This window comes from Neobacillus sp. FW104-15D2 (assembly GCF_058790155.1).
Window position 1 is genome coordinate 1 of record NZ_JBYTCJ010000035.1, and the last position, 19,657, is coordinate 19,657.

At 35.5% G+C, this 19,657-nt stretch carries 28 protein-coding genes and 1 tRNA gene; 9 read left to right on the forward strand and 20 right to left on the reverse strand.

Going from position 1 to position 19,657, the window contains the following annotated elements; all coding sequences use genetic code 11:
• The 6 genes from AC3WR0_RS21615 to AC3WR0_RS21640 all read right to left on the reverse strand — a co-directional run.
• Window positions 1-474, reverse strand: a 474-nt coding sequence (locus AC3WR0_RS21615; RefSeq protein ID WP_492554233.1) for a hypothetical protein, incomplete at its 3' end; no start/stop codon positions are given.
• A 112-nt stretch (window positions 475-586) separates the two neighbouring features.
• Complete coding sequence (locus AC3WR0_RS21620; RefSeq protein WP_492554234.1) at window positions 587-847, reverse strand: hypothetical protein; 261 nt, start codon at window positions 845-847, stop codon at window positions 587-589.
• 221 nt (window positions 848-1,068) lie between these two features.
• Window positions 1,069-1,248 (reverse strand): helix-turn-helix domain-containing protein, encoded by a 180-nt coding sequence (locus tag AC3WR0_RS21625; RefSeq protein WP_492554279.1) that lies wholly within the window; start codon window positions 1,246-1,248, stop codon window positions 1,069-1,071.
• A 249-nt stretch (window positions 1,249-1,497) separates the two neighbouring features.
• Window positions 1,498-2,910: a hypothetical protein gene (locus tag AC3WR0_RS21630; protein ID WP_492554235.1), complete on the reverse strand. Its 1,413-nt coding sequence runs from the start codon at window positions 2,908-2,910 to the stop codon at window positions 1,498-1,500.
• A 65-nt stretch (window positions 2,911-2,975) separates the two neighbouring features.
• Window positions 2,976-4,130 carry a hypothetical protein gene (locus tag AC3WR0_RS21635; RefSeq protein WP_492554236.1) on the reverse strand — a complete coding sequence of 385 codons (1,155 nt, stop codon included), beginning with the start codon at window positions 4,128-4,130 and terminating at the stop codon, window positions 2,976-2,978.
• Window positions 4,131-4,587: 457 nt separating this feature from the next.
• Window positions 4,588-4,779: a hypothetical protein gene (locus tag AC3WR0_RS21640; protein WP_492554237.1), complete on the reverse strand. Its 192-nt coding sequence runs from the start codon at window positions 4,777-4,779 to the stop codon at window positions 4,588-4,590.
• A 105-nt stretch (window positions 4,780-4,884) separates the two neighbouring features.
• Between AC3WR0_RS21640 and AC3WR0_RS21645 the strand changes: the two genes are divergently transcribed.
• Window positions 4,885-5,133, forward strand: a complete 249-nt coding sequence (locus AC3WR0_RS21645; RefSeq protein WP_492554238.1) for a hypothetical protein — start codon at window positions 4,885-4,887, stop codon at window positions 5,131-5,133.
• Between the two features lie 403 nt (window positions 5,134-5,536).
• On the opposite strand, the gene AC3WR0_RS21650 is transcribed toward AC3WR0_RS21645, so the two are convergent.
• The 4 genes from AC3WR0_RS21650 to AC3WR0_RS21665 form a co-directional block, all read right to left on the reverse strand.
• Window positions 5,537-5,671 carry a hypothetical protein gene (locus tag AC3WR0_RS21650; protein ID WP_492554239.1) on the reverse strand — a complete coding sequence of 45 codons (135 nt, stop codon included), beginning with the start codon at window positions 5,669-5,671 and terminating at the stop codon, window positions 5,537-5,539.
• Between the two features lie 30 nt (window positions 5,672-5,701).
• Window positions 5,702-6,169 (reverse strand): hypothetical protein, encoded by a 468-nt coding sequence (locus AC3WR0_RS21655; protein WP_492554240.1) that lies wholly within the window; start codon window positions 6,167-6,169, stop codon window positions 5,702-5,704.
• On the reverse strand, window positions 6,126-6,839 hold the full coding sequence (locus AC3WR0_RS21660; RefSeq protein ID WP_492554241.1) for an AimR family lysis-lysogeny pheromone receptor: 714 nt from the start codon (window positions 6,837-6,839) through the stop codon (window positions 6,126-6,128). The genes AC3WR0_RS21655 and AC3WR0_RS21660 overlap by 44 nt, the downstream gene beginning before the upstream one ends.
• Before the next feature lie 68 nt (window positions 6,840-6,907).
• The gene (locus AC3WR0_RS21665) at window positions 6,908-7,078 is read right to left on the reverse strand and encodes a helix-turn-helix domain-containing protein (protein WP_492554242.1); all 171 of its coding nucleotides are present in this window, start codon (window positions 7,076-7,078) and stop codon (window positions 6,908-6,910) included.
• Between the two features lie 147 nt (window positions 7,079-7,225).
• On the opposite strand from AC3WR0_RS21665, the gene AC3WR0_RS21670 reads away from it, so the two are divergent.
• Window positions 7,226-7,867 (forward strand): helix-turn-helix domain-containing protein, encoded by a 642-nt coding sequence (locus AC3WR0_RS21670; protein WP_492554243.1) that lies wholly within the window; start codon window positions 7,226-7,228, stop codon window positions 7,865-7,867.
• Window positions 7,848-8,966, forward strand: coding sequence for a tyrosine-type recombinase/integrase (locus tag AC3WR0_RS21675; RefSeq protein WP_492554244.1), 1,119 nt, complete (start codon window positions 7,848-7,850; stop codon window positions 8,964-8,966). The genes AC3WR0_RS21670 and AC3WR0_RS21675 overlap by 20 nt, the downstream gene beginning before the upstream one ends.
• Before the next feature lie 111 nt (window positions 8,967-9,077).
• On the opposite strand, the gene AC3WR0_RS21680 is transcribed toward AC3WR0_RS21675, so the two are convergent.
• Window positions 9,078-9,149, reverse strand: a tRNA-Val gene (locus AC3WR0_RS21680).
• A gap of 187 nt (window positions 9,150-9,336) precedes the next feature.
• Here AC3WR0_RS21680 and AC3WR0_RS21685 point away from each other — a divergent pair.
• From AC3WR0_RS21685 to AC3WR0_RS21700, 4 genes are all read left to right on the forward strand, one after another.
• Entirely contained in the window at window positions 9,337-9,549 is a 213-nt protein-coding gene (locus tag AC3WR0_RS21685; RefSeq protein WP_492554245.1) for a hypothetical protein, read from the forward strand.
• A 616-nt stretch (window positions 9,550-10,165) separates the two neighbouring features.
• On the forward strand, window positions 10,166-10,888 hold the full coding sequence (locus tag AC3WR0_RS21690; RefSeq protein WP_492554246.1) for an alpha/beta hydrolase: 723 nt from the start codon (window positions 10,166-10,168) through the stop codon (window positions 10,886-10,888).
• A 156-nt stretch (window positions 10,889-11,044) separates the two neighbouring features.
• On the forward strand, window positions 11,045-11,563 hold the full coding sequence (locus tag AC3WR0_RS21695; protein WP_492554247.1) for a YjcG family protein: 519 nt from the start codon (window positions 11,045-11,047) through the stop codon (window positions 11,561-11,563).
• Between the two features lie 5 nt (window positions 11,564-11,568).
• Window positions 11,569-11,991 carry a GNAT family N-acetyltransferase gene (locus AC3WR0_RS21700; protein ID WP_027321727.1) on the forward strand — a complete coding sequence of 141 codons (423 nt, stop codon included), beginning with the start codon at window positions 11,569-11,571 and terminating at the stop codon, window positions 11,989-11,991.
• Between the two features lie 166 nt (window positions 11,992-12,157).
• Here AC3WR0_RS21700 and AC3WR0_RS21705 read toward each other — a convergent pair whose 3' ends face one another.
• The gene (locus AC3WR0_RS21705) at window positions 12,158-12,427 is read right to left on the reverse strand and encodes a hypothetical protein (RefSeq protein ID WP_492554248.1); all 270 of its coding nucleotides are present in this window, start codon (window positions 12,425-12,427) and stop codon (window positions 12,158-12,160) included.
• Window positions 12,428-12,588: 161 nt separating this feature from the next.
• On the opposite strand from AC3WR0_RS21705, the gene AC3WR0_RS21710 reads away from it, so the two are divergent.
• Window positions 12,589-14,931 carry a UvrD-helicase domain-containing protein gene (locus AC3WR0_RS21710; protein WP_492554249.1) on the forward strand — a complete coding sequence of 781 codons (2,343 nt, stop codon included), beginning with the start codon at window positions 12,589-12,591 and terminating at the stop codon, window positions 14,929-14,931.
• 16 nt (window positions 14,932-14,947) lie between these two features.
• Here AC3WR0_RS21710 and spoVIF read toward each other — a convergent pair whose 3' ends face one another.
• From spoVIF to AC3WR0_RS21750, 8 genes are all read right to left on the reverse strand, one after another.
• The gene (spoVIF, locus tag AC3WR0_RS21715; protein ID WP_027321730.1) at window positions 14,948-15,202 is read right to left on the reverse strand and encodes a sporulation-specific transcription regulator SpoVIF; all 255 of its coding nucleotides are present in this window, start codon (window positions 15,200-15,202) and stop codon (window positions 14,948-14,950) included.
• A gap of 119 nt (window positions 15,203-15,321) precedes the next feature.
• The gene (locus tag AC3WR0_RS21720) at window positions 15,322-15,450 is read right to left on the reverse strand and encodes a YjcZ family sporulation protein (RefSeq protein WP_492554250.1); all 129 of its coding nucleotides are present in this window, start codon (window positions 15,448-15,450) and stop codon (window positions 15,322-15,324) included.
• A 128-nt stretch (window positions 15,451-15,578) separates the two neighbouring features.
• Window positions 15,579-15,935 (reverse strand): stage V sporulation protein AE, encoded by a 357-nt coding sequence (gene spoVAE / locus AC3WR0_RS21725; RefSeq protein ID WP_027321731.1) that lies wholly within the window; start codon window positions 15,933-15,935, stop codon window positions 15,579-15,581.
• A 4-nt stretch (window positions 15,936-15,939) separates the two neighbouring features.
• Entirely contained in the window at window positions 15,940-16,965 is a 1,026-nt protein-coding gene (gene spoVAD / locus AC3WR0_RS21730) for a stage V sporulation protein AD (RefSeq protein WP_492554251.1), read from the reverse strand.
• A complete protein-coding gene (gene spoVAC / locus AC3WR0_RS21735; RefSeq protein WP_492554252.1) occupies window positions 16,966-17,442 on the reverse strand; it encodes a stage V sporulation protein AC in 477 nt (158 codons plus the stop codon). It lies immediately after the preceding gene.
• A 12-nt stretch (window positions 17,443-17,454) separates the two neighbouring features.
• Window positions 17,455-17,934: a sporulation protein gene (locus tag AC3WR0_RS21740; protein ID WP_492554253.1), complete on the reverse strand. Its 480-nt coding sequence runs from the start codon at window positions 17,932-17,934 to the stop codon at window positions 17,455-17,457.
• 161 nt (window positions 17,935-18,095) lie between these two features.
• On the reverse strand, window positions 18,096-18,227 hold the full coding sequence (locus tag AC3WR0_RS21745) for a hypothetical protein (protein WP_492554254.1): 132 nt from the start codon (window positions 18,225-18,227) through the stop codon (window positions 18,096-18,098).
• Between the two features lie 25 nt (window positions 18,228-18,252).
• Window positions 18,253-18,597, reverse strand: coding sequence for a DUF1360 domain-containing protein (locus AC3WR0_RS21750; protein WP_027321735.1), 345 nt, complete (start codon window positions 18,595-18,597; stop codon window positions 18,253-18,255).
• A gap of 231 nt (window positions 18,598-18,828) precedes the next feature.
• Here AC3WR0_RS21750 and AC3WR0_RS21755 point away from each other — a divergent pair, with 231 nt between their 5' ends.
• On the forward strand, window positions 18,829-19,329 hold the full coding sequence (locus AC3WR0_RS21755) for a CotY/CotZ family spore coat protein (protein WP_027321736.1): 501 nt from the start codon (window positions 18,829-18,831) through the stop codon (window positions 19,327-19,329).
• The last annotated feature ends 328 nt before the right edge of the window (window positions 19,330-19,657 follow it).

Consider the following 19,657-nt stretch of genomic DNA (forward strand, 5'->3'; position numbering starts at 1 on the left):
CATATTTACTCCATTATTTAAACAATGCTCCCTAAAGTTATCATCTTTGCTTTCCTTTAGTGCTATCTCATGATGTATGATTTCCATTGGATCAGACTCATTTTTATCAACATAAACCAATTGAACCTCTTCAATATCGGATACATATTCAGGAATGCAAACATAAATATCTTTTCCTTTTGGAATATCTTTGATTTCTTTAACAGTCCAATCTTTAAGCATGACTTGTTCAAAAAACAATCTAGCTGCATTATCAAAATCAACTTTTCCTAAGTGAACTAAGAAATCATCTTGATAAGTACCGATTTCCTCTAACACTTCATTCAATGGCATATCATCAAATATGTATTCTTTAGTGTTCTTTAATTCATTTTCTCTTACAATTATCTTTGCACTATAATCATCTTCTGCCCAATAGACTAATACATCACTATCCATAGAAATATCACAATTCCACGCTTTATATAACTTCAACCTATCCCCTCCTTATTTTTGAACATTAATTTCAATATCTTTAAGTATGCCATTACATTTACAATGTTCTTTTGTAGCTTCATAGATTGTTAAGCATTTAGTACAGTATTTCTTATTCATACTCTCGCTCATTTTCCTTTTTCCATCTTGTATCATTCTTTTTCTTCTTTGCTTGAGATTGTAACTTTAAATTAACTGAATCTAAACCCATAACACACTGTTCAAAATCATCATTCATTTTATCGAAGAAAGGTAAAATACCTTTAAAGAATTCTTTTTCAACTTTCCTAGAAGCTCTATAAGCAGCCCTAAATACGATATCATCTAACTCAGCCATAGTCATTGTAACTAACATTTGATCCTTATTTTCCATTGCTCTGCTCCTTTTTTCTGATACTTACAATCAAAGGCTGGACTCAATATGAGTAAAGACACCAGCCCCTTGTAAGTACTAAATTAAATTAACATATATCAAGAGAGGATAATTAGCTATGAATGAACAAAACACCTAATAGCTAATATTCAACCTTTTCTTTAATGTCGGAGGTCAAACATTTGCGACAGTCAATATAGCTGCCGATACCGACAAGAATATTAATCTATAAATTTAATTGATAAATTAAAAATTTCTTCAATTTTTCGATTCACTTCAGGTGAGATATCCCTTTGATTCCGTTCCAGTAAACTCAAATAAGATTGACTCACTCCTAATTTCTCAGCTAAAACTTCCTGGTTCATACCACTAAGAAGTCTAAGCTTTTTCAACTTCGACATATTCACTTTAAAACACTCCTTCACCGCCTAACATTCTTATATCTAAAATATTTTATGACATTATGAATAAAAAAAGAGACAGTGCTTGCTAAAGGCACTGTCCATTAATGTTTTCTTTTGAACTAACAATTTAAGGAAAGGGGATTCCTTGTGAAGAGTATTACCTCTTCATATATATTAGAGAGTTCTATTATGTAATATTTTATTTTTAGAGTAATATTTTATTATACAATAAGTATTTTAACTATGTCAAACAATTCGTTTTCTACTTTTAGCTTTTTTGGCTGCACACCTTTTGCAAATGGATTTCAAGCCGTTTTTATTACGTTTGTCTACACCGTAATTGTTAGTACTAGCCATTTTTTCAACTCTGCATGAAGTACATTTCTTAATGTCCAAGCCTTTTTCTAAATCAGAATATGTATTAGCAATTGTTTTAGAGATACCTTTTTCAACCATTCTCATTATGTCTGTCTTAGTTTTCCTTTGTTGATATGTTTCGTTTATGTATAAAGCAATATATTCATAAGGATTTTTATTACCTTGAGTATAGATATTATATTGATGCTTACCCAGGATTAAATTCACTATATCTCTATCCATTTTAGTCAGATCAGCAACCTCTAACACTTCGATAAAGTCACTCTCAAGAAGGTTAAAAGCTTCATCTTCCCCACTCTTATACTTTTCCTTTATCATGATGTATAGAGGATGATATTCACCCACTTTTTTACCCTTCTGAATGGTCAACAGACCATTCACATGCTCTTGAATATCTAACTTCACCATTCCTAAAATAAAGGCTCCTGCATTCTCCTGAACAGCCTCAGAATGTTCTAAGGGTTGATTATTTTTCCTAACCTCTACTTGTTTAGATAATTGTTTTTGGATGACACTTAATTCATATCCAATGTTGTTATAATCCTTCAACAGTCGATAATACCTGTTTTTAGGTTTCGCTGGATGATTCTTTTCTTTGCTGAAGTGTTCAATCCACTGCTGCTTTAATTCCTCTTTTTGTTCAGGAGATAAACTTTCATCAAATCCATAACGCAAACCCATTTCCTTATAAACAATGTATCGTTCTTTAAGGGTAGGATATTTTTCAATACCTTCTAACACCTTTTTCTTTCTTAATTCCCTTTTGGTATCCTCACTGAAATTGAAAATGTCTTTTGCATATTTAGTATTCTGTTCCAGTTGATCAACATGAAATTCCCAACCTTTTAGAACTGTTTCACTCACACCATTTTCAAGAAAATCATCAGCTACACTTGTATCTAGCCCTACAATAGTTTTCTTGCTTCCTGCTTTCATTAAACGATTTAAATCATACTTGGATTGAACCGAATACTCATCAAGCAAAGGATTTTTTAATTCCCATTCCTGCCACTTTTCCATAATGTAATCAGAGATATTGGAAAGGCCGATTGCAAGATAAGTATCTTCATATTTTGGATGAGCCTTTTTCTTTTGTCCGTTTTGCTGCTTAAACAAGAAACTATTAATATATTCAAATATTGAATGAAAGTCTTCTTCATTATCGAAAACAAGCCTAATGTCAGGTAATAGTTGTTGTAAAAGTTGAATCCTTTCATCAATAGGTAATTCCTTTTTTAATTTAGCTTGAATACTTTTTAGTGATTTTCTATAATCAGTCATTAGTTAATACCTCCGATTCGATTGTTAGATTAAATTGTTTTGAAGCTTATGTATGTTTTATTCGATTAAAATATAGATGAAATATCAATAACTCGATTTTCCTCAATTAATTTTTTATGATTCTTATGTGTTTCATATATCTGCTTGCCAAAGTCTTCACCGTACTGTTCCTGATACTTTTTTAATTCAGCATCTTCATTTATTTCTATCATTTTTGGATTTCCACCTTCATTTGCTAAATCAAGAAATGTATCTATATTACTTGGAGTATGTATATGTTTTTCCTCAACATTTTCAAAAGGGTCTTCATCAAAGTAAGGATCGAATAAGTCTGGTTCACCCTGCACTATATCAACCTGTTTTTCTTCAACTTCCTTTTGTTTATTTTGTTTTAACGTCACATCTTGTGACTTTAATTTTTCACGCTGCTTCTTTTTACTTTTTGCTTTAGAATTGGCTCGATTAGTTATTGTGTCCATAGCTTCCTTATATCTGGACAACCAACCTTCCCAATGATTCATTTTTTCATTTGCATATTTATTGTTATCTTCAAATGTAATATGCTCATATTTGTATCCAGCATTACCACGCTTCTTATTTACCTTTCTGAATGAAACCATTAAGTAATTCCTATTCATATTAAATATCATTCTGTTGATTGTATCTTTGTCTATACCTAATACCTCTGCCATTGTTTCAATTCCCATGAAACAAACATTATCCTTACCTCTTTGCATCCTCTGAACCAGACAATGTAACGCAAAATGTTTTTCATCTAATTTAGCTTTTTCATATTGTTGTAATAAGTCGAATGAAACCCAAATATAAAAATCCTCTGTCTTATCAAAATCAGATAAGATAGTATAGGACTCTAATTCAGCAACAGTTATAAGTAGAATTTTCTCTTCCATCGGCTTACCATTTTCATCAAGCAGATACTCCCACCTAGATACACCTGCAATATTGATAACTTTTGCACCCTTTAACTTTTTCAATAAATTAAATACTTCCTCAGTTGTATAGCCTGTTTCTTTCCTTAACATTGAAATAGAGGTGATAAAGGTATGTTCATTTTCTTGATTGTGAATTCTAAACTTGTATAGTTGAAGATATAGGTAAAAACCTTTATATCCTCCCATTTTTTGAAACGTGTTCATTTTCCTTTCAGGTTGATCAAACCAACGTGAAGGAATACGAATAGATGTAACTGAATAATTCATAAGATTACCTCCTGATAGATTAATATATAGAGAACAAGGAAGATTCCTTATTCACAAGAGTAAATTTGATTTACGATTGTGTAATGTTATTATCTTACTTACTAAATATTTATTAACTTAATAACTCCATCCCCATTTAGAGATTTTACTCATTGGAAATAGAACTAAAATTGATACCCTTTTAGGAAAATATCATTGGGCTTAATAAACCTAATCACACTCAATCTCTTGCTGCTCTAAGGACAAAGAAGTTTTTTAATTTTGTATTCCCCATCCCTAAATCACTACTTTTATCATTTAAATTGCTTTAAAAGTACTAACCCTTATTATGTAAATATCAATATTTTTGTATCTGTTATGTACCCTTTTAGGAAAATATCAAGAGAATTGAATTTGATGCTTATGTATAGCCTTTTCTAATGTGGTTCATTTGTGTAAAAATCATAAAATTTGCATGCTACTTTTTCTTAATGAGTTTATAATCATCAATTGCTTGCTGAAGCTGACCATTCTTATGAAATATTGCATATATCCTGTCTGTTGTTGGATGCTTTGCCACAGCAATATAGTCAATCCCTTTTATATCTTTTATGAAGGTGTAAAGTCGCTTATTGTAGCAATAGAAAAAATCTGACTTAGTTAATATCATGATCACTACTCCTTTAATTTTGTTATCTTAAGTCCACATTTAGATTCATATATCGATTTATTCAAAATATATTAAGTTGACAATAGTTAAGGGGGGCTAAGCTAAATGAAAAAATTTATTGTGACTTTTTATTGTTCTGATGAGGGTTCCTATAATAAAACTTTTGAATCTAAAGACATTGACAGTTTATTGGCTCATATTAACTCGCAAAAATTTATAGTCTTTCCAGGTAGGATACATGATATTAAAAGTAAGAAATGGAAATCATATTCTGTGGTTTATATGAACAGTGTCCAGAGTTTAGATATTGAAGAAATTATTTATGAAGATAAAGTTAATCAACACACTCATTAAGTGGATGCTTTACCTATTTTCCGGAACCTTAAATGGTTCCTTTTTTATGTTTCAAGCTGAATCAAAAAGGATAAATTGATAAAAAGAGCAAAGCCAGATCCCACTTTTAACCCTTTCCCCCGTTGCTTTGCTCTTTTTATTTGATACTGTTACTGAGCAACTTAATCCATGCTGCAGTGTACTCCTTCCGAATATCCCGATTGTGTTTCTTATGTATGTAAACAGTGTCCTTTGATAAGTCTGGTTGTTGTATGTAGAATTTCTTATATTGTTTTTCTAATCGAACGCAATCCAACTGTACAATGCTCATGAATGATCTACTCCTATTTGATTTAAAGGGAGATTCACATTGAATCCCCCTTATTTAGTTTTTATGTAAATCATGTTGTTAAGTTAAAAAGTTTTAGATTCTTCCACCGCCTCCTGGATCATATTGAGGTGTTCCAGTATCAGCAGATTCTTTAGTGCTTACTTGGCTTGCTGCAAATACACCACTAGCCAACAAAGCAACAGCAACAATAATTCGTACTACTCTCATGTAATATCACCTCCTTTCAAGCCTTTGAGATTAAGAACTCAAAGCATTAAGAATTAAATCGTTAACTCCTCTTTTCTTTAATTCCAAAATAGGTAACTGTTTATAGAACTTTTCTCCACTTTTGTTAAACCACTTTATAGAGTCATAGAAATGCAATTGGTCATTGTGGAGTAATCCTGAATAAAAACAGTGAAAACCTTTCCTGTGACTTGTGAGGCTGTTAAAATCTATCTTCTGTATGGTTCGCAATGCTTCGCTTTTATTACTCTTTCTGATATAGAAAAACAATTCATTTGACAAGGTTCCATCCGGTTTAAAATATTCAGGTTTATTCCATAGTAAATAGGCAAAATTCATACTTTGATTTATTTCATGCTGAATCTTTTCTGTTGTATCTTCTAAGGCCAAACGATAGTAATGAAGTGACTTTTCACAACTTTTTAACATGAAGCTATTACCAATCTGTAAATATGTATGATCTTGTTGGAGGTAAAGCATTCTCTAATTGAAAACCTGATGTTAATAATTCACCTATCTTGTCATTGTGAAGGTTAATATCCACCTTCATCCTGAATATCCTGCCTTCATATGCATTGCGAATAAAATCATTTTTGATTAGCTTTACCTCATCCTCAACTTCCTTTAAAGCAGCTTTTATCATGCAAATGTTCCTGCAATCGTAATAGCAATAAGTCTGAGCAATTTTGGAATAAACTCTTGTTTCAACTCTGGAGTATTTCCTGGAGTTTAATTCGTTTATCCCTTCAATCAAACCTAATTTACCGATTGCAATAAGATGGTCAGTTTCATAAACGTGCAACCATTCTTTTGTTTCTGATTTAGTACTTTTTTTGAAGTTTTTAAGAATGATAGTTTTCAAATCATCAAAATGGTACAGAGTAGCATATTCAAGCATCATCCTTGCAGTGATCTTGTCAGGGTTTAATTTTTTAGCAAAATTGTTGAGTAATAAACGATAATCATCAGGAAACAGTAATTGAACAACTTTTATAAAACCATCTAATTTTTCAATTTCCTTTTCCTCATCCAAAAGGACTTTCCTGAATGCTGAACTACTTGAATAACCTGCAATTTCTGCATAATACTGTGACAAACCACGCTGCTTATCCAATTCGTTTACAACCATTAGCTTTAATGTTTTTGACATTGGATTCACCCTTTTATTAGATTTCCAAGGACATATGTTTTGAGATTTTAAGTTATGTATATATGAAATTACTCGTTTCCATTTAACCAAGCTTCAAAAACTGGACGAGCAACCTTTATTAATCGACCAATTCTAACTATGTGAAATTGACCGGAATTTACTAATTCATAAGCTTTTGTCCTACTAATACCTAAGTAATTTTGAATGTCTTCAACATCAAGTACCTGCTTATCTAACATTATTTCACCTCCACTTCTGTATCATGTAACTGTATCATATAATACAATATTGTATCATGTCAAACACTTTTTCTTCATAATTCACTATTTTATTTTTTGGGTGTTTGATGATATGATTATGATACAAAATGAAGATAGGTGGATTACATGGAAAAGAAGTTATCCTTTGGGGAAGTTATTAGGGATTTAAGGGAAAATCAGAAGATAGGATCTAGGGAACTTTCTAAGCTGGTTAATAAGGGAGCAGCTTATATAAGTCAGATTGAAAAGGGTAGAAATAAAAATCCTGATTATAGGATTGCTTGGACACTGCTAAAAATATTAGGAGTAGCAGAAAGTCAACGTGACGAATTATTAAGAAACTATGGTATTTATCCTCCTTCAAATGAGGAGTTACAAATTAATTTCGAGGAATCAATAAAAGAATTAAGAGAATCTTTAAATACCCCTGATAATGATGTGGTTTTTATAAAAAGAAGTAGTAAGGAAAAAAGAGAGTCAATAACGAAGAAAACAATTGAGGTAAATAAGTTTTTACAGGTGATACTTGATTTCAATCCAAATAAAGCAGAAACCATAATTAATGAATTACATGATTCACTTCGGGAACAAGCAAACAAAGTGATTGTTGAAAGAGTCCATGAAATTATTAAGAATACTGAAGACTTAGCAACAACCTTATCTTTAGGTAATCAGTTAGAAAAAGAAATTTCTCGAAGGGGTTTATCTGAGTCCTTAAATATTTCAACAAAGAAAGGTGAAGACAATAGTGGCTGGATCAATTCATAAATACAAGACAACCAAAGGCGAAACAAAATATATGGTTATGTTGGAATTGAGTGAGAACGGAAAAAGAAAGCAGAAAAAGAAAAGTGGATTTAAAACGAAGAAAGAAGCAACAGCTTACCTTGCTGAAACTCAAAATGCTTTGAATAAAGGAACATATATTGAACCGTCCAGGTCTTCCTTTAAAGAGTTTATTTCTGATTGGTTTACTAATATTAAGAAAAAAAGTGTTAGGACAAGCGATACGTATCAAATTTTAATTGATAAATATATTCTTGTTTATTTTGAGGATGTTCCATTAGCAAAGTTAAATAGTATGCATGTAGATAACTTCATTAATACTTTACATGACCAAGGCTATTCTGCATCTACAATTCGTAAGGTGTTTAATATTGTCAGCAATTCATTAGAATATGCTGTAGTTAAAGGCTTAATAATTAAAAATGTAGCAAAAGGAACCACTCTTCCTAAAGACGAGAAAAAAGAAATGCAGGTATGGACGAAAGCAGAAGTAAATAAATTTTTAGAAGTTGCTAAAGAGGATAGATTATACAGCTTGTTTGCGTTGGCCTTAATGAGCGGAATGCGACAAGGTGAACTGCTTGGACTCAGATGGAAGGATATTAATTTTGAAACAAATAAATTAACCGTTAGACAAGTATTGGCTCATAATAAAAATCAATTTTTTGTAGGTGCTAAAACTTCCGCTGGCGATCGTTCAATTGTGTTATCTCAATCACTAATTGAAAAACTAAAGGAACATAAAGACCTAATTGAAAAAGAAAAAGCTGAATTGGGACAATCTTATATTGATAATGACTTAGTACTCTGTACTCCAATGGGAACACCTCTTAATGGAGCAAACATAAGAAAAAGAGTATTTAATCCATTAATTAAAAAAGCTGATGTTCCAGCTATTCGTTTTCATGATTTAAGACATACACATGCAACCCTACTTTTCGAAGATGGAGTTAACGTAAAAGTAATTTCAGAACGTCTTGGTCACAGTAACATAAAAGTAACGCTCGACACATATTCTCATGTGTTACCTACAATGCAACAAGAAGCTGCAAATAAATTAGATCAAATGTTCAGCTTATGAGTATCGTTACTTAAAAATCGAATGTTACTTTTTCGTTACTTTTTATAAACGGACATGAATAAAGCCACTCTCACATTTAGCAAGAATGGCTTTAAATCAACGTTTTCTCGATGATCTGAGAGGGATTCGAACCCCCGACCCCTTCCCTGTCAAGGAAGTATTCTCCCGCTGAACTATCAGATCGCTTATTTAGTACATAAATAATTATATTTGAATTGGTTAGAAAGTCAATAGCTTTCCTGCCTTTCTTTTCTTCGTGTCTATTATTTAGATTTCTTAAGAAGTATTTTCCTAACCTAAAATAAAATTCAACTTGTTTGAATAAGGAACGTTTGTTCGTATATAATAGTAACAAAGGAGTGATAAATCAATGAATGGATTACTTTTACGTTCCCTTGAGGAAAAATTGCCGCTTGAGGTCATTTATCTTTCTGAAAAGCAGGAGATTTCCCAGAGAAAAATGATTATAAAGGAAATAAACAATAATACAGTAAGAGCTTATTGTCTTTTACGCCACCAGGTCAGGACCTTCCGCTTAGACAATTTTTTATCCGTTATGCCTGAAAAACGCTTGCTTCATTAAAAGCTATCTCGTGTACTGGATGTTCGGTCGCAGTTTTCTTTTCATTGCGATTAAAGTACCCGTATGCATACCTTCGTGATAAGTGTTCTAGCAAAGACATCTCCCATTGTAGTGATACCATGCTAGGATGGAGAAAGAAGTTTTTCTTCTAAGTGGTTATCAATAACGCTGGCTGTTCCTCCATGAGTTGTTTAATCGTTTCCATTGAGGGCACTGAGTCAAGATTCTTCCAATTCTTTGGGGAAGTTCCGCATCCAAGAATGCCGAAAACTCTTTTAATGGTATTACATCATGATTTTATGGTCGGACTATAAGTATTGGTCAGGTAAGATGTGACCTGCATTCCATCTGATAGAATTATTAAATCCCTCTGGAACAACATCGTTAATTCATCTTGAATATAATTTAATATCTCCAGAGTAATACTTCTTAAATCTTAAAAAGCTGCCATGCGAGTGATTCATTAAACTTCTCTCCCTCATCTCGGTCTTCTGCTATCCATATCCAAGTATCTCCTAAAAATCCTTCCTCCTTTCCAAAAAGCTTTTCTTATCCACTTATGATAAACTTCAAATATAAAAATAAATTGATTCAAGCCAGAAACGGGGGAGTTTAAATGGAGTTTCCAAGAGGAACCATTAATGAGATTACCATTGACAGTAAAGCCCTGGGAGAGAAAATGGATGTCCTGGTATACCTGCCGGCCAATTTTTCTCCGCTTTATAAGTATTCGCTTCTTATTGCTCAGGATGGACGTGATTATTTTCAGCTTGGCCGAATAGGAAGGATAGCTGACGAACTCCTGTATGAACATGAAATTGAAAATATCATTATTGCCGGAATCCCTTATAAAAATGTTAAGGATCGGCGCAGGAAGTATCACCCGGACGGAGATCAGCAGGATTCTTATACTCGATTTTTATCACACGAGCTCGTCCCATTTTTAGACAGTGAATTTCCTACCTATCATATGGGATCCACAAGGGCTCTTATTGGTGATTCTTTGGCAGCCACTGTCTCCCTAATGACAGCACTTCAGTATCCGCATACATTTGGCAAGGTACTCCTCCAATCTCCTTATGTGGATGAAAAAGTTGTGGATGCTGTAACAGCCTTTAGTGAACCCCAGCTTCTTGATATTTACCATGTTATTGGAACTAAGGAAACAGATGTTAAAACTACTTCCGGAGAAATCAGTGATTTCCTCACACCAAATCGACAGCTGGCCGATCTTTTAAAAAGCCGTCCTTTTCCTTATTTTTATGAGGAATTTGAAGGGGATCATACGTGGAAGCATTGGCAGCCTGATTTAAAACGCGCTTTGAAGAAAATGTTTTAACTGCTGCTTTTAGATAACCCAATATGCAAATAAGTTAATTTATTTCAGAAATTTGTTATAATAATATGAAAGCCTTTTCCAAAAGAGCCGTTTTTTTCTTCTGAAATTATTTAATCTATAATAAAAGAAGTAATTCCAACTAATGGAGGTAAATGTATGAAGTATGGTGTTGTAATTTTTCCATCAAAATCGCTACAGGATAAAGCTAATTCCTACCGAAAAAGATATGATTCACATTATGCCTTAATTCCTCCTCACTTGACCTTAAAAAGTTCTTTTGATGCAACTGATACAGAAGCACGGGAATTGGCCGGAAAACTGCAGACTATTTCAGAAAAACATAATCCTTTTACATTAAAAACAATAAAAATCAGTTCTTTTTATCCAGCAAATAATGTTATTTATCTTAAGGTAGAGCCATCATCTTTCCTTGAGAAACTTCACCAGGAAATTAACGGAGAATTAAAAATTGATGATTCAAATGGTTATGCATTTGTACCGCATATTACGATCGGACAGGACCTTTCCGATGATGAACATTCCGATGTATATGGATCATTGCGTATGATAAACATGGAACACGAAGAAACCGTTGATCGTTTCCACCTGCTTTATCAGCTAGAAAACGGTCAATGGACTGTATATGAAACATTCCGTCTGGGAAAGGAAGTATAACATCAATGAACGTTAAAATCGCAGCAAACCGGATGGAACTGGAGGACGCATTTTCAATCCGCAAAACAGTATTTATAGAAGAACAGAATGTGCCTGCCGAAGAAGAAATTGATCAATATGAAAATGACTGCACTCACTTTGTTCTGTATCAGGACGGTTTCCCTGCGGGAGCTGGCAGATTCCGTGTTACCGATGGATACGGGAAGGTAGAGCGTATCTGCGTTCTAAAAGAGCAAAGACAAAATGGTGCAGGCCAAGCTGTCATGAATGCAATCGAGGAATATGCACAGGAAAACGGAATCAAGAAACTGAAGCTCAATGCTCAAACTCATGCGATTCCTTTTTACAGCAAGCTTGGATATGAAACGGTATCCGAGGAGTTTATGGATGCTGGGATCCCTCATAAAACCATGATTAAACAATTATGATTTTCAAGAGTATATTAAGAAAAGCGCAAGCCCCACAGAGATGAAAACTCGCTTAGCGCTGGAGCTAGACAATATAATAGGTAAAACTTTATACTTTCCTATCCATTAAAAAAGCTCTTTTCCTGTCTCACCTGGAAAAGAGCTTTTATTTATTAGGATTAATTAGTTATACTGATTCATTAAACAATCTGCCGCGTCCAGTCATTTCTCCATATAGCTTTTGAACCCGTTCTTGCTTAACAGCTTTCTTTGAGGGTTTTTCCGGCATTATAAAAAATGGGGCCGGAGCCACTTCAGTATCCGCAAGGGCCGCCCTCTTCTGTGGTGGTGCTATGCGTGCAACCGGAATTATTTTATACGGGTCGTAGGAGACACCTATTTCTCTATTTTGATATTGTGCATATTCATATTGATTGATAGGAGCAATATATCCCATTTTCCGCACCCCAGTTCTCTTTTTATTATATAGTTCGTATGTTACTCGCTGTTTATGTACCCTGCTTGAAAGGGAAATAAACCTAAAGATGCTTTCAGGCTGCCAGAAATTTTGTTAAGATAGACTTTGTGTGATTTTTTATTTTAAATGAGGGAAAAAGTATGAAAACCGCTTTATATAACGGCAGGCTAATTAATTTAGATCTGCTTGATCGTTCTCAATTTCAAAAAATATATCTGGCAGGAAAAAACGGAGAACTTCAATGTCCCGTTTGTCATGAAAATATGACACTCTATCTAGGAATTGAAAAACTCCCCTGCTTTTTTCATATGATTTCAAAAGATAAAATATGCAAAGAGCCTGAAAAAGCTGTAGCGCCGCCACCAGCAGACAGGGAACTCTCTTCTGAACATAATGGCTTTACGCTGCCGCGTTCCAGATCGATAACGGAAGAAAAACCAATGTCCCCTTCCCTTTTTCAGCCTGCGAAGCGTATTTCGCTTAGCCTCACTCTACCCGAAAAGAATCTTAATACCACTCTTGATTCAGTACCAATGTATTTGGAGCTGCTCAAAGAAACAGGAGTAAATCTGGACAGCAGCCAGGCGTCAGCGGTTATGGATACAAATGGCCCGCTGCTGGTATTGGCTGGGGCGGGGAGCGGGAAAACAAGGGTGCTAACTGCAAGGACTGCATACATGCTTGAAGTTTTGAAAATTGATCCTGGCTCGATGATCCTTGTTACTTTCACAACAAAGGCAGCAGCCGAAATGAAAAAGCGGCTGTTAACCTATCCTGGTTTGGACATCAGAAAGGTAAATCGTCTGGTTTCTGGTACCTTTCATAGTATTTTTTATCGTATTCTTATGTTTCATGAGCCTCAACAATGGGCTTCAAATAAATTATTAAAAAGAGAATGGGAAAAAGAAAAAATTATTAAAGAGGCTGGAAAGGCACTCGATCTGTCCGACAAGGAATTTGCCTTTGACCTTGTCCTTCAGCAGATTGGATTCTGGAAAAACTCCATGCAGTTCCCTGCTGATGTTACTCCTACTACTGATTGGGAAGAAAAAGCTGTCTTCCTTTATGAAAAGTATGAAGACTATAAAAGGCGTGAAGGATTATTTGATTTCGATGATATGCTTCTAGGCTGTTATCAGCTTTTTAAGGATTCTCCGCAGCTTTTGGACAATTATCAAAATAGAATCCAATATTTTTTAATTGATGAATTCCAGGATATCAACAAGGTTCAATATGAATTAATTAAGCTTTTATCTGGCAAAAACAAAAATGTGTGTGCCGTTGGAGATGATGATCAAAGTATCTACTCCTTCCGGGGAAGCGATCCCTCCTACCTTCTGGAGTTTGAAAAAGACTTTCCTGGTGCCAGGGTAGCCCTTCTCGATCAAAATTATCGCTCCTCCAATGAAATCGTCTCTGCTGCAAACCATATCATTACGGCAAATAAATTGCGCCGTGCGAAAAAAATGAAACCGCAATTTGAATCGGGTCACCAGCCCGTCCTTTTCTTTCCTTATGATGAAGAGGAAGAGGCGACCATGATTGTAACAGATATTCAGGAGAGAATAGCGGCAGGTGCCAATCCTGGTGACTTTGCGATTCTCTTTCGTACTCATTCTAGTGCCAGATCCATATTTGAAAGGCTGGCAAGCTCTTCTCTTCCTTTTAAGCTTGATCAGGATTCTGAATCCTTTTATGAAAGGCGTATTGTAAAAAGCGTTCTGTCCTTTCTGCGATTAAGCCTAAATGAAGATGACCAGACTGCCCTTCCATACATTATGGCGCCGTTATTTCTAAAGCAAAATGCTCTTAGTGACATAAAGGCTTCAAGTATCCTTCAAGACTGCAGCTTTCTGGAAGCTTTACTTCACCTGAAAACAGGACATGCTTTTCAGGAAAGAAAGTTAAAGAAAACGGTTAGTATTATTCGTACTCTTAAGCATAAAAAACCTCTTGAAGCAATTGAGGCAATCGACAAAGAGATAGGTTTCCAGGATTACTTAAAAAAACGAGGAAATGAAGGCAATATGTTTGATAAGGGTTCTGACGATGTAAAAGATTTAAAGGTAGCTGCGAGAAACTTTGATTCCATTCAGGGATTGCTTGAGCATGCGGAGCATATGTCGGCCATGAATAAAGAAATAAAAAAATTAGCCAAGCATTTTGATCAGGCAATTACCTTAAGCACTATCCACCGCTCCAAGGGCCTTGAATATAACACTGTTTATGTTTTAGGGGCTGTTGATGGAAGCCTGCCTCATGATTATGCACTAGAAAGCTACCGCAATGGGGATACCAAGCCTTTTGAGGAAGAGCGAAGACTTCTCTATGTGGCGGTAACCAGGGCAAAAGAAAAATTATTTATTTCCGTTCCTGAGAATAGAAGAGGAAAGAAAGCAAACCGCTCCCGCTTTTTGCAGCCTATTTTAAAGGTACCGGCGAGAAAAGGGAATTTGAATATCAAAGTGAAAGGGGACCAATAATCTGGGTCCCCTTCTGTTATTTCTTATTAAGCATTTGTGAGATTGTATTGAAATCAAGCTGTTTACCATCGTTTACGATGGACTGAACAATCTTATCTTCCATTTCCTTGGCAACAGGTCTGTTGGCAATTTGAGAAACCCTGCGGATTACATTCCTTACCGTTTTTTCATCCTTAAAGTTCGCACTCTGCAAGGAGTTAGCCAGCTCAAAGATATCCTTCATATTGACGCCGGTTTTCTTTTCAATATTTTTAAAAAATCCATTATCCATTTAGTGATCACGCTCCTTCATAAACTACTTTATTGTATGAAGGAACAAAAAAAGTGTGATAAGAAAAGGGCTGTACCATGTGTACAGCCCTTCTTTTGGCAAACTGCCGCTATTAAGGATTAATAGAAGCTAGCGCCAACAATAATCAAGAGGATGAATAATACGACGATTAGAACGAAAGTGGAACCATATCCTCCACCGTATCCATAGCCGCCGTATCCGTAGCCACCACCACAGCCCCAGAACATATGCAGTCACCTCACTTTGGTTTTCTCTTTACCAACATATGAGGAAGTACATATATGTGTATAGGCGAGCTACCTAAGTTTGTTTTAGTTAACAGCCCAATTAGTAAACCCCTTTTTGCTTGGTGCTTTTATCCTTTTGGTTTAAAAATTAATGCTCCTATAAATCCAAAAACGATGGCCGCAGAAATACCTGAGCTTGTTACCTCAAACATGCCTGTCAGGACCCCTACTATACCGTGCCGCTGTGCTTCCTGCAGTGCTCCATGCACCAGGGAGTTTCCGAAGCTTGTAATGGGGATAGTTGCTCCAGCTCCAGCAAAGTCCACCAATGGTTCATATAGGCCCAGCCCATCCAACACCGCTCCCACTACTACCAATAAGCTAAGTGTATGCCCGGGTGTTAATTTTCCAACATCCATTAGCAGCTGACCAATCACACAGATTAATCCGCCAATTACAAATGCCCAAAAAAACATAGCAAGCATAGCTTCACCCCTTTTCTCCCTGCATTTCAATGGAAACAGCATGAGCAATACACGGAATGCTTTCCTTTTGCTGAAAGGTCAGCGGTGAAAGCAATGCTCCAGTGGCACAAACTAAAATTCTTTTAAATTCACCATTCTTCATCCGATTTAAAAGATGGCCGTAAAGAACCGTTGCAGAGCAACCAGCACCGCTGCCTCCTGACTGGACGGGCTGATCCTCTTTATAAAGAAGTAATCCGCAATCCTGAAACTTTTCTCTATCAATTTGGAGGCCGCTTTTTGTTAAAACTTCATAGGTGGCTTCCTGGCCAATTTTCCCTAAATCCCCGGTAACAATCAAATCATAATAGTTTGGTTCAATTTGCATGTCCCGGAAGTGGGCTTGAATGGTATCAGCTGCAGCGGGTGCCATAGCCCCGCCCATATTAAACGGATCCGTTAATCCCATATCAATCACTTTCCCGATTGTGGCGGAAGTAGTAACCGGATTTTTGAACGTCCCGTCATTCTTAGTAATGAGTGCCGCTCCTGCTCCTGTAACTGTCCACTGAGCGGTTGGCGGCTTTTGCCCTCCATACTCAGTTGGATATCTAAATTGCTTTTCAACAGCAGAGTTGTGGCTTCCAGCTCCTGTGAGTATATAATCTGCTCCAGCATTATCTATAATGAAGGAAGACAGCGCAAGCCCCTCCATGGAAGTAGAGCAGGCACCAAATAGACCGAAATAGGGAATTTGCATAGTCCTTGCTGCCATACTGGATGGCGTAATCTGATTAATTAAATCCCCTGCCAAAAGGAATTGCACTTTATCTTTTTGTAAGCCCCCTTTTTCAAGAGCTTTTTCCAGAGCCTCCTCCATTAAAACCCGATGAGCTTTTTCATATGAATCTTGTCCCATCCACAAATCCTCATGTAAAACATCAAAATCATTAGCCAAACGGCTATTTGCTTCGAAGGGTCCACCGGATACACCCGTAGAAGCTATTACGGGACGGTTTTGAAAAACCCAGGTTTGATGCCCCTTTAACAATTACAAAACCCCCCACATAACCAATAATGTTTTAATAAGCGCAACTACAAATGCAGAAAAGACACCAAATAAGATAACCGAACCGGCAAGCTTAAACATATTGCCACCAACACCTAAAACAAAACCCTCTGTCCGATGCTCAATAGCCGCGGATATAACAGCATTTCCGAATCCCGTTACAGGGACTGCGCTTCCTGCACCCCCAAATTGTGCAATATGGTCATATACGCCAAAACCGGTTAAGAGCATTGAAAAGAATACCATTGTGGCAACAGTAGGGTTTCCGGCCGTCTGCTCGGTAAAATTGAAAAAGTAAATAAAAAAATAAGTGACTGCCTGGCCAATCAGGCAAATAAGCCCACCTACCAAAAATGCTTTTATACAGTTTTTTAATACAGGTCTCTTTAATTCATGCTTCTTTTGCAGCTGCTGGTATTTCTGCTGTTCAGGTGTCAATTTTTTTTGCTTGTTTCCCATACTCTTTCCCCCTTATGTCATTTCCGTCTGCAGCTTAATAATTTTTTTCAATTCCTTTTCGGCTTTATCTTTTGGAAGGCCTTTTTTATCGATTCGCTCTTTTAGCCTGACCGCCTCAAGAAATACTTTATAATCGCTTGAAACAGTGAAGTTTTCTTTTGGATATTTTTTCTCAAGTCTTTTATTGAGTTCTTTTTCTATGGCTTTCATCCGAAACCTATGCATATGCTTTACCTTATAAGCAACAAGAGTATCCTTTTTTCCTTCAATAACAGCAACATCGTATATCTGAGACATTGAGCTAACATCTTTCTTTATCGTTTCTGCGTTATCTTTCCCTTTTGCTGCGATATTTAGGGGTTTCGGATTTGTTGCATTAAGAAGAGCATTATTGCTCTCGTTCCCGTTGTCCGCTCCACAGCCTGCCAGGAAAAAAACCATAAACACCGTAATACTGATTTGCCAATAATATTTTTTCAAACTTTTCACCATCCCTGACCCTCTCTTATGTAAACAAAAAATAAACCCATGCAATCGGCTGCAGGTTTGTACTTTTATAATTCAACAATTCAGGCAGTTATATGTATTTTTTTAAAGAAATTATCTTAAAAAGAAAACACCCATCAGTTTTAGATGATGAGTGTTCTCATGTTCTATTTTGTTTTTCTTCCGCAGCCACAGCCACCAGCTTTTCTACGCCTCTTCATATATTGCGGTCGAACTTTTTTATTTTCGTTCGCCTGATTTTGTGATTCTTTTGCTTTTTCCTTTTCGAATCCTTCCATTTATAAATTATCCTTTCTATATAGATTATTCTTTGGTTAAAAAATACTGAAAAAAAGATGCACATCCAGCAATGGCAAAAACTGTGATAACGGGTAATGAAATAGTTGGAATAAATTTATACGCAAGATAAAGTGTTAATGCTGACCAAAATCCAGTACACCAATGGCAGCTTAATAGCTCTCCTATCCAGTATTTAATTCCATTGCCCCTTATTTCGATAAAGGTTTCAGTACTCCCGTCTGGATTTGCCTCTTCAATAATAGAATGAAAGGGACTTCGAATAAATTCAGTTATTTTATCATAAACAATCAGACGGGTTAAACGTAAGCTGGCAAAAACCAACAATATAAAATCAAACCAACTATCCATACTTCTCCTCCTTTTCAAACAAACCTATCCCTTGCAAGATTGCTTTATTCCTTCTATCCTATGCAAATCAATTAAGATTGGATAGGTGTAATAATCAAGCAGTAAAAACTTTAAGTTTTCCATTTAGAAAACGCCTTTTCAGTAAAATAGACTAATACCCACACCAAAAAAAAGCGCCCTCATATTCTATTAAGGACATTAAGTCTAAAATAAATATAAGGAGTGGAAAACATGGTTTGTGGAAGTCATGGATCACATAGTGGTGACAATTGTGTATGCACAGTACTTCGAAGGATTGCTGATGTTCAGGAAGAAGTATCTCCTACAGTTTCTGGTTGTAATACGAGCTGTGAGAAATCCATTGATGAATTATTAAATGGAATTTCACCAGTATCAACAAATTTAGATACAATACCACTTATTCTGTATTGTGGATGTGACCCTTTCAAGGCAACGGGTGTCAAACTTAAATCACGGGGAAATGGAGGGAAAGTCAAGCTTAAATGTTTCCAGACTTTCTTCTTCAGAGTAACCTCAGTAGATGATGATTGCTGTGCCACATTGGAGTTATTAACTACTAATCAAGACCCTGGGGAGGACTTTGATGATCCTTGTGATCAAATCAAAGATCTACCAGATGAAACAATCTTTAAACGTACAGGTGTCTGTATAACCATGGACCTGCATTGCTTCTGTGGTGTAACTTGCTTAGACGCTGTAATGACATCATGATGAAGTAATTAGCAAAATGAGGATTACAAATGTAAACCTCCAGGCTGTTGAAAATCAACAGCCTTTTTTGCGTTCATATCCCTAAAGATGAATAAAAGTGTTGTAAAGGATACGATTAGAATGAAGGGAATTAACAGGAATAATCGCGGAAAACAAGTGACTGCTTCTATTGATCATCTGATACCAGAGAATTTTTTTAAAAGGAAGTTGAAGATATATTGGTTTTACCCTATTTTTTCATTATCAGCTTAGAACATAAGATGGAACAAGAGATTCAGATGAACAATGCTTATCATTGGTTTCTTGGATACCCCATTGAAGATCCAGT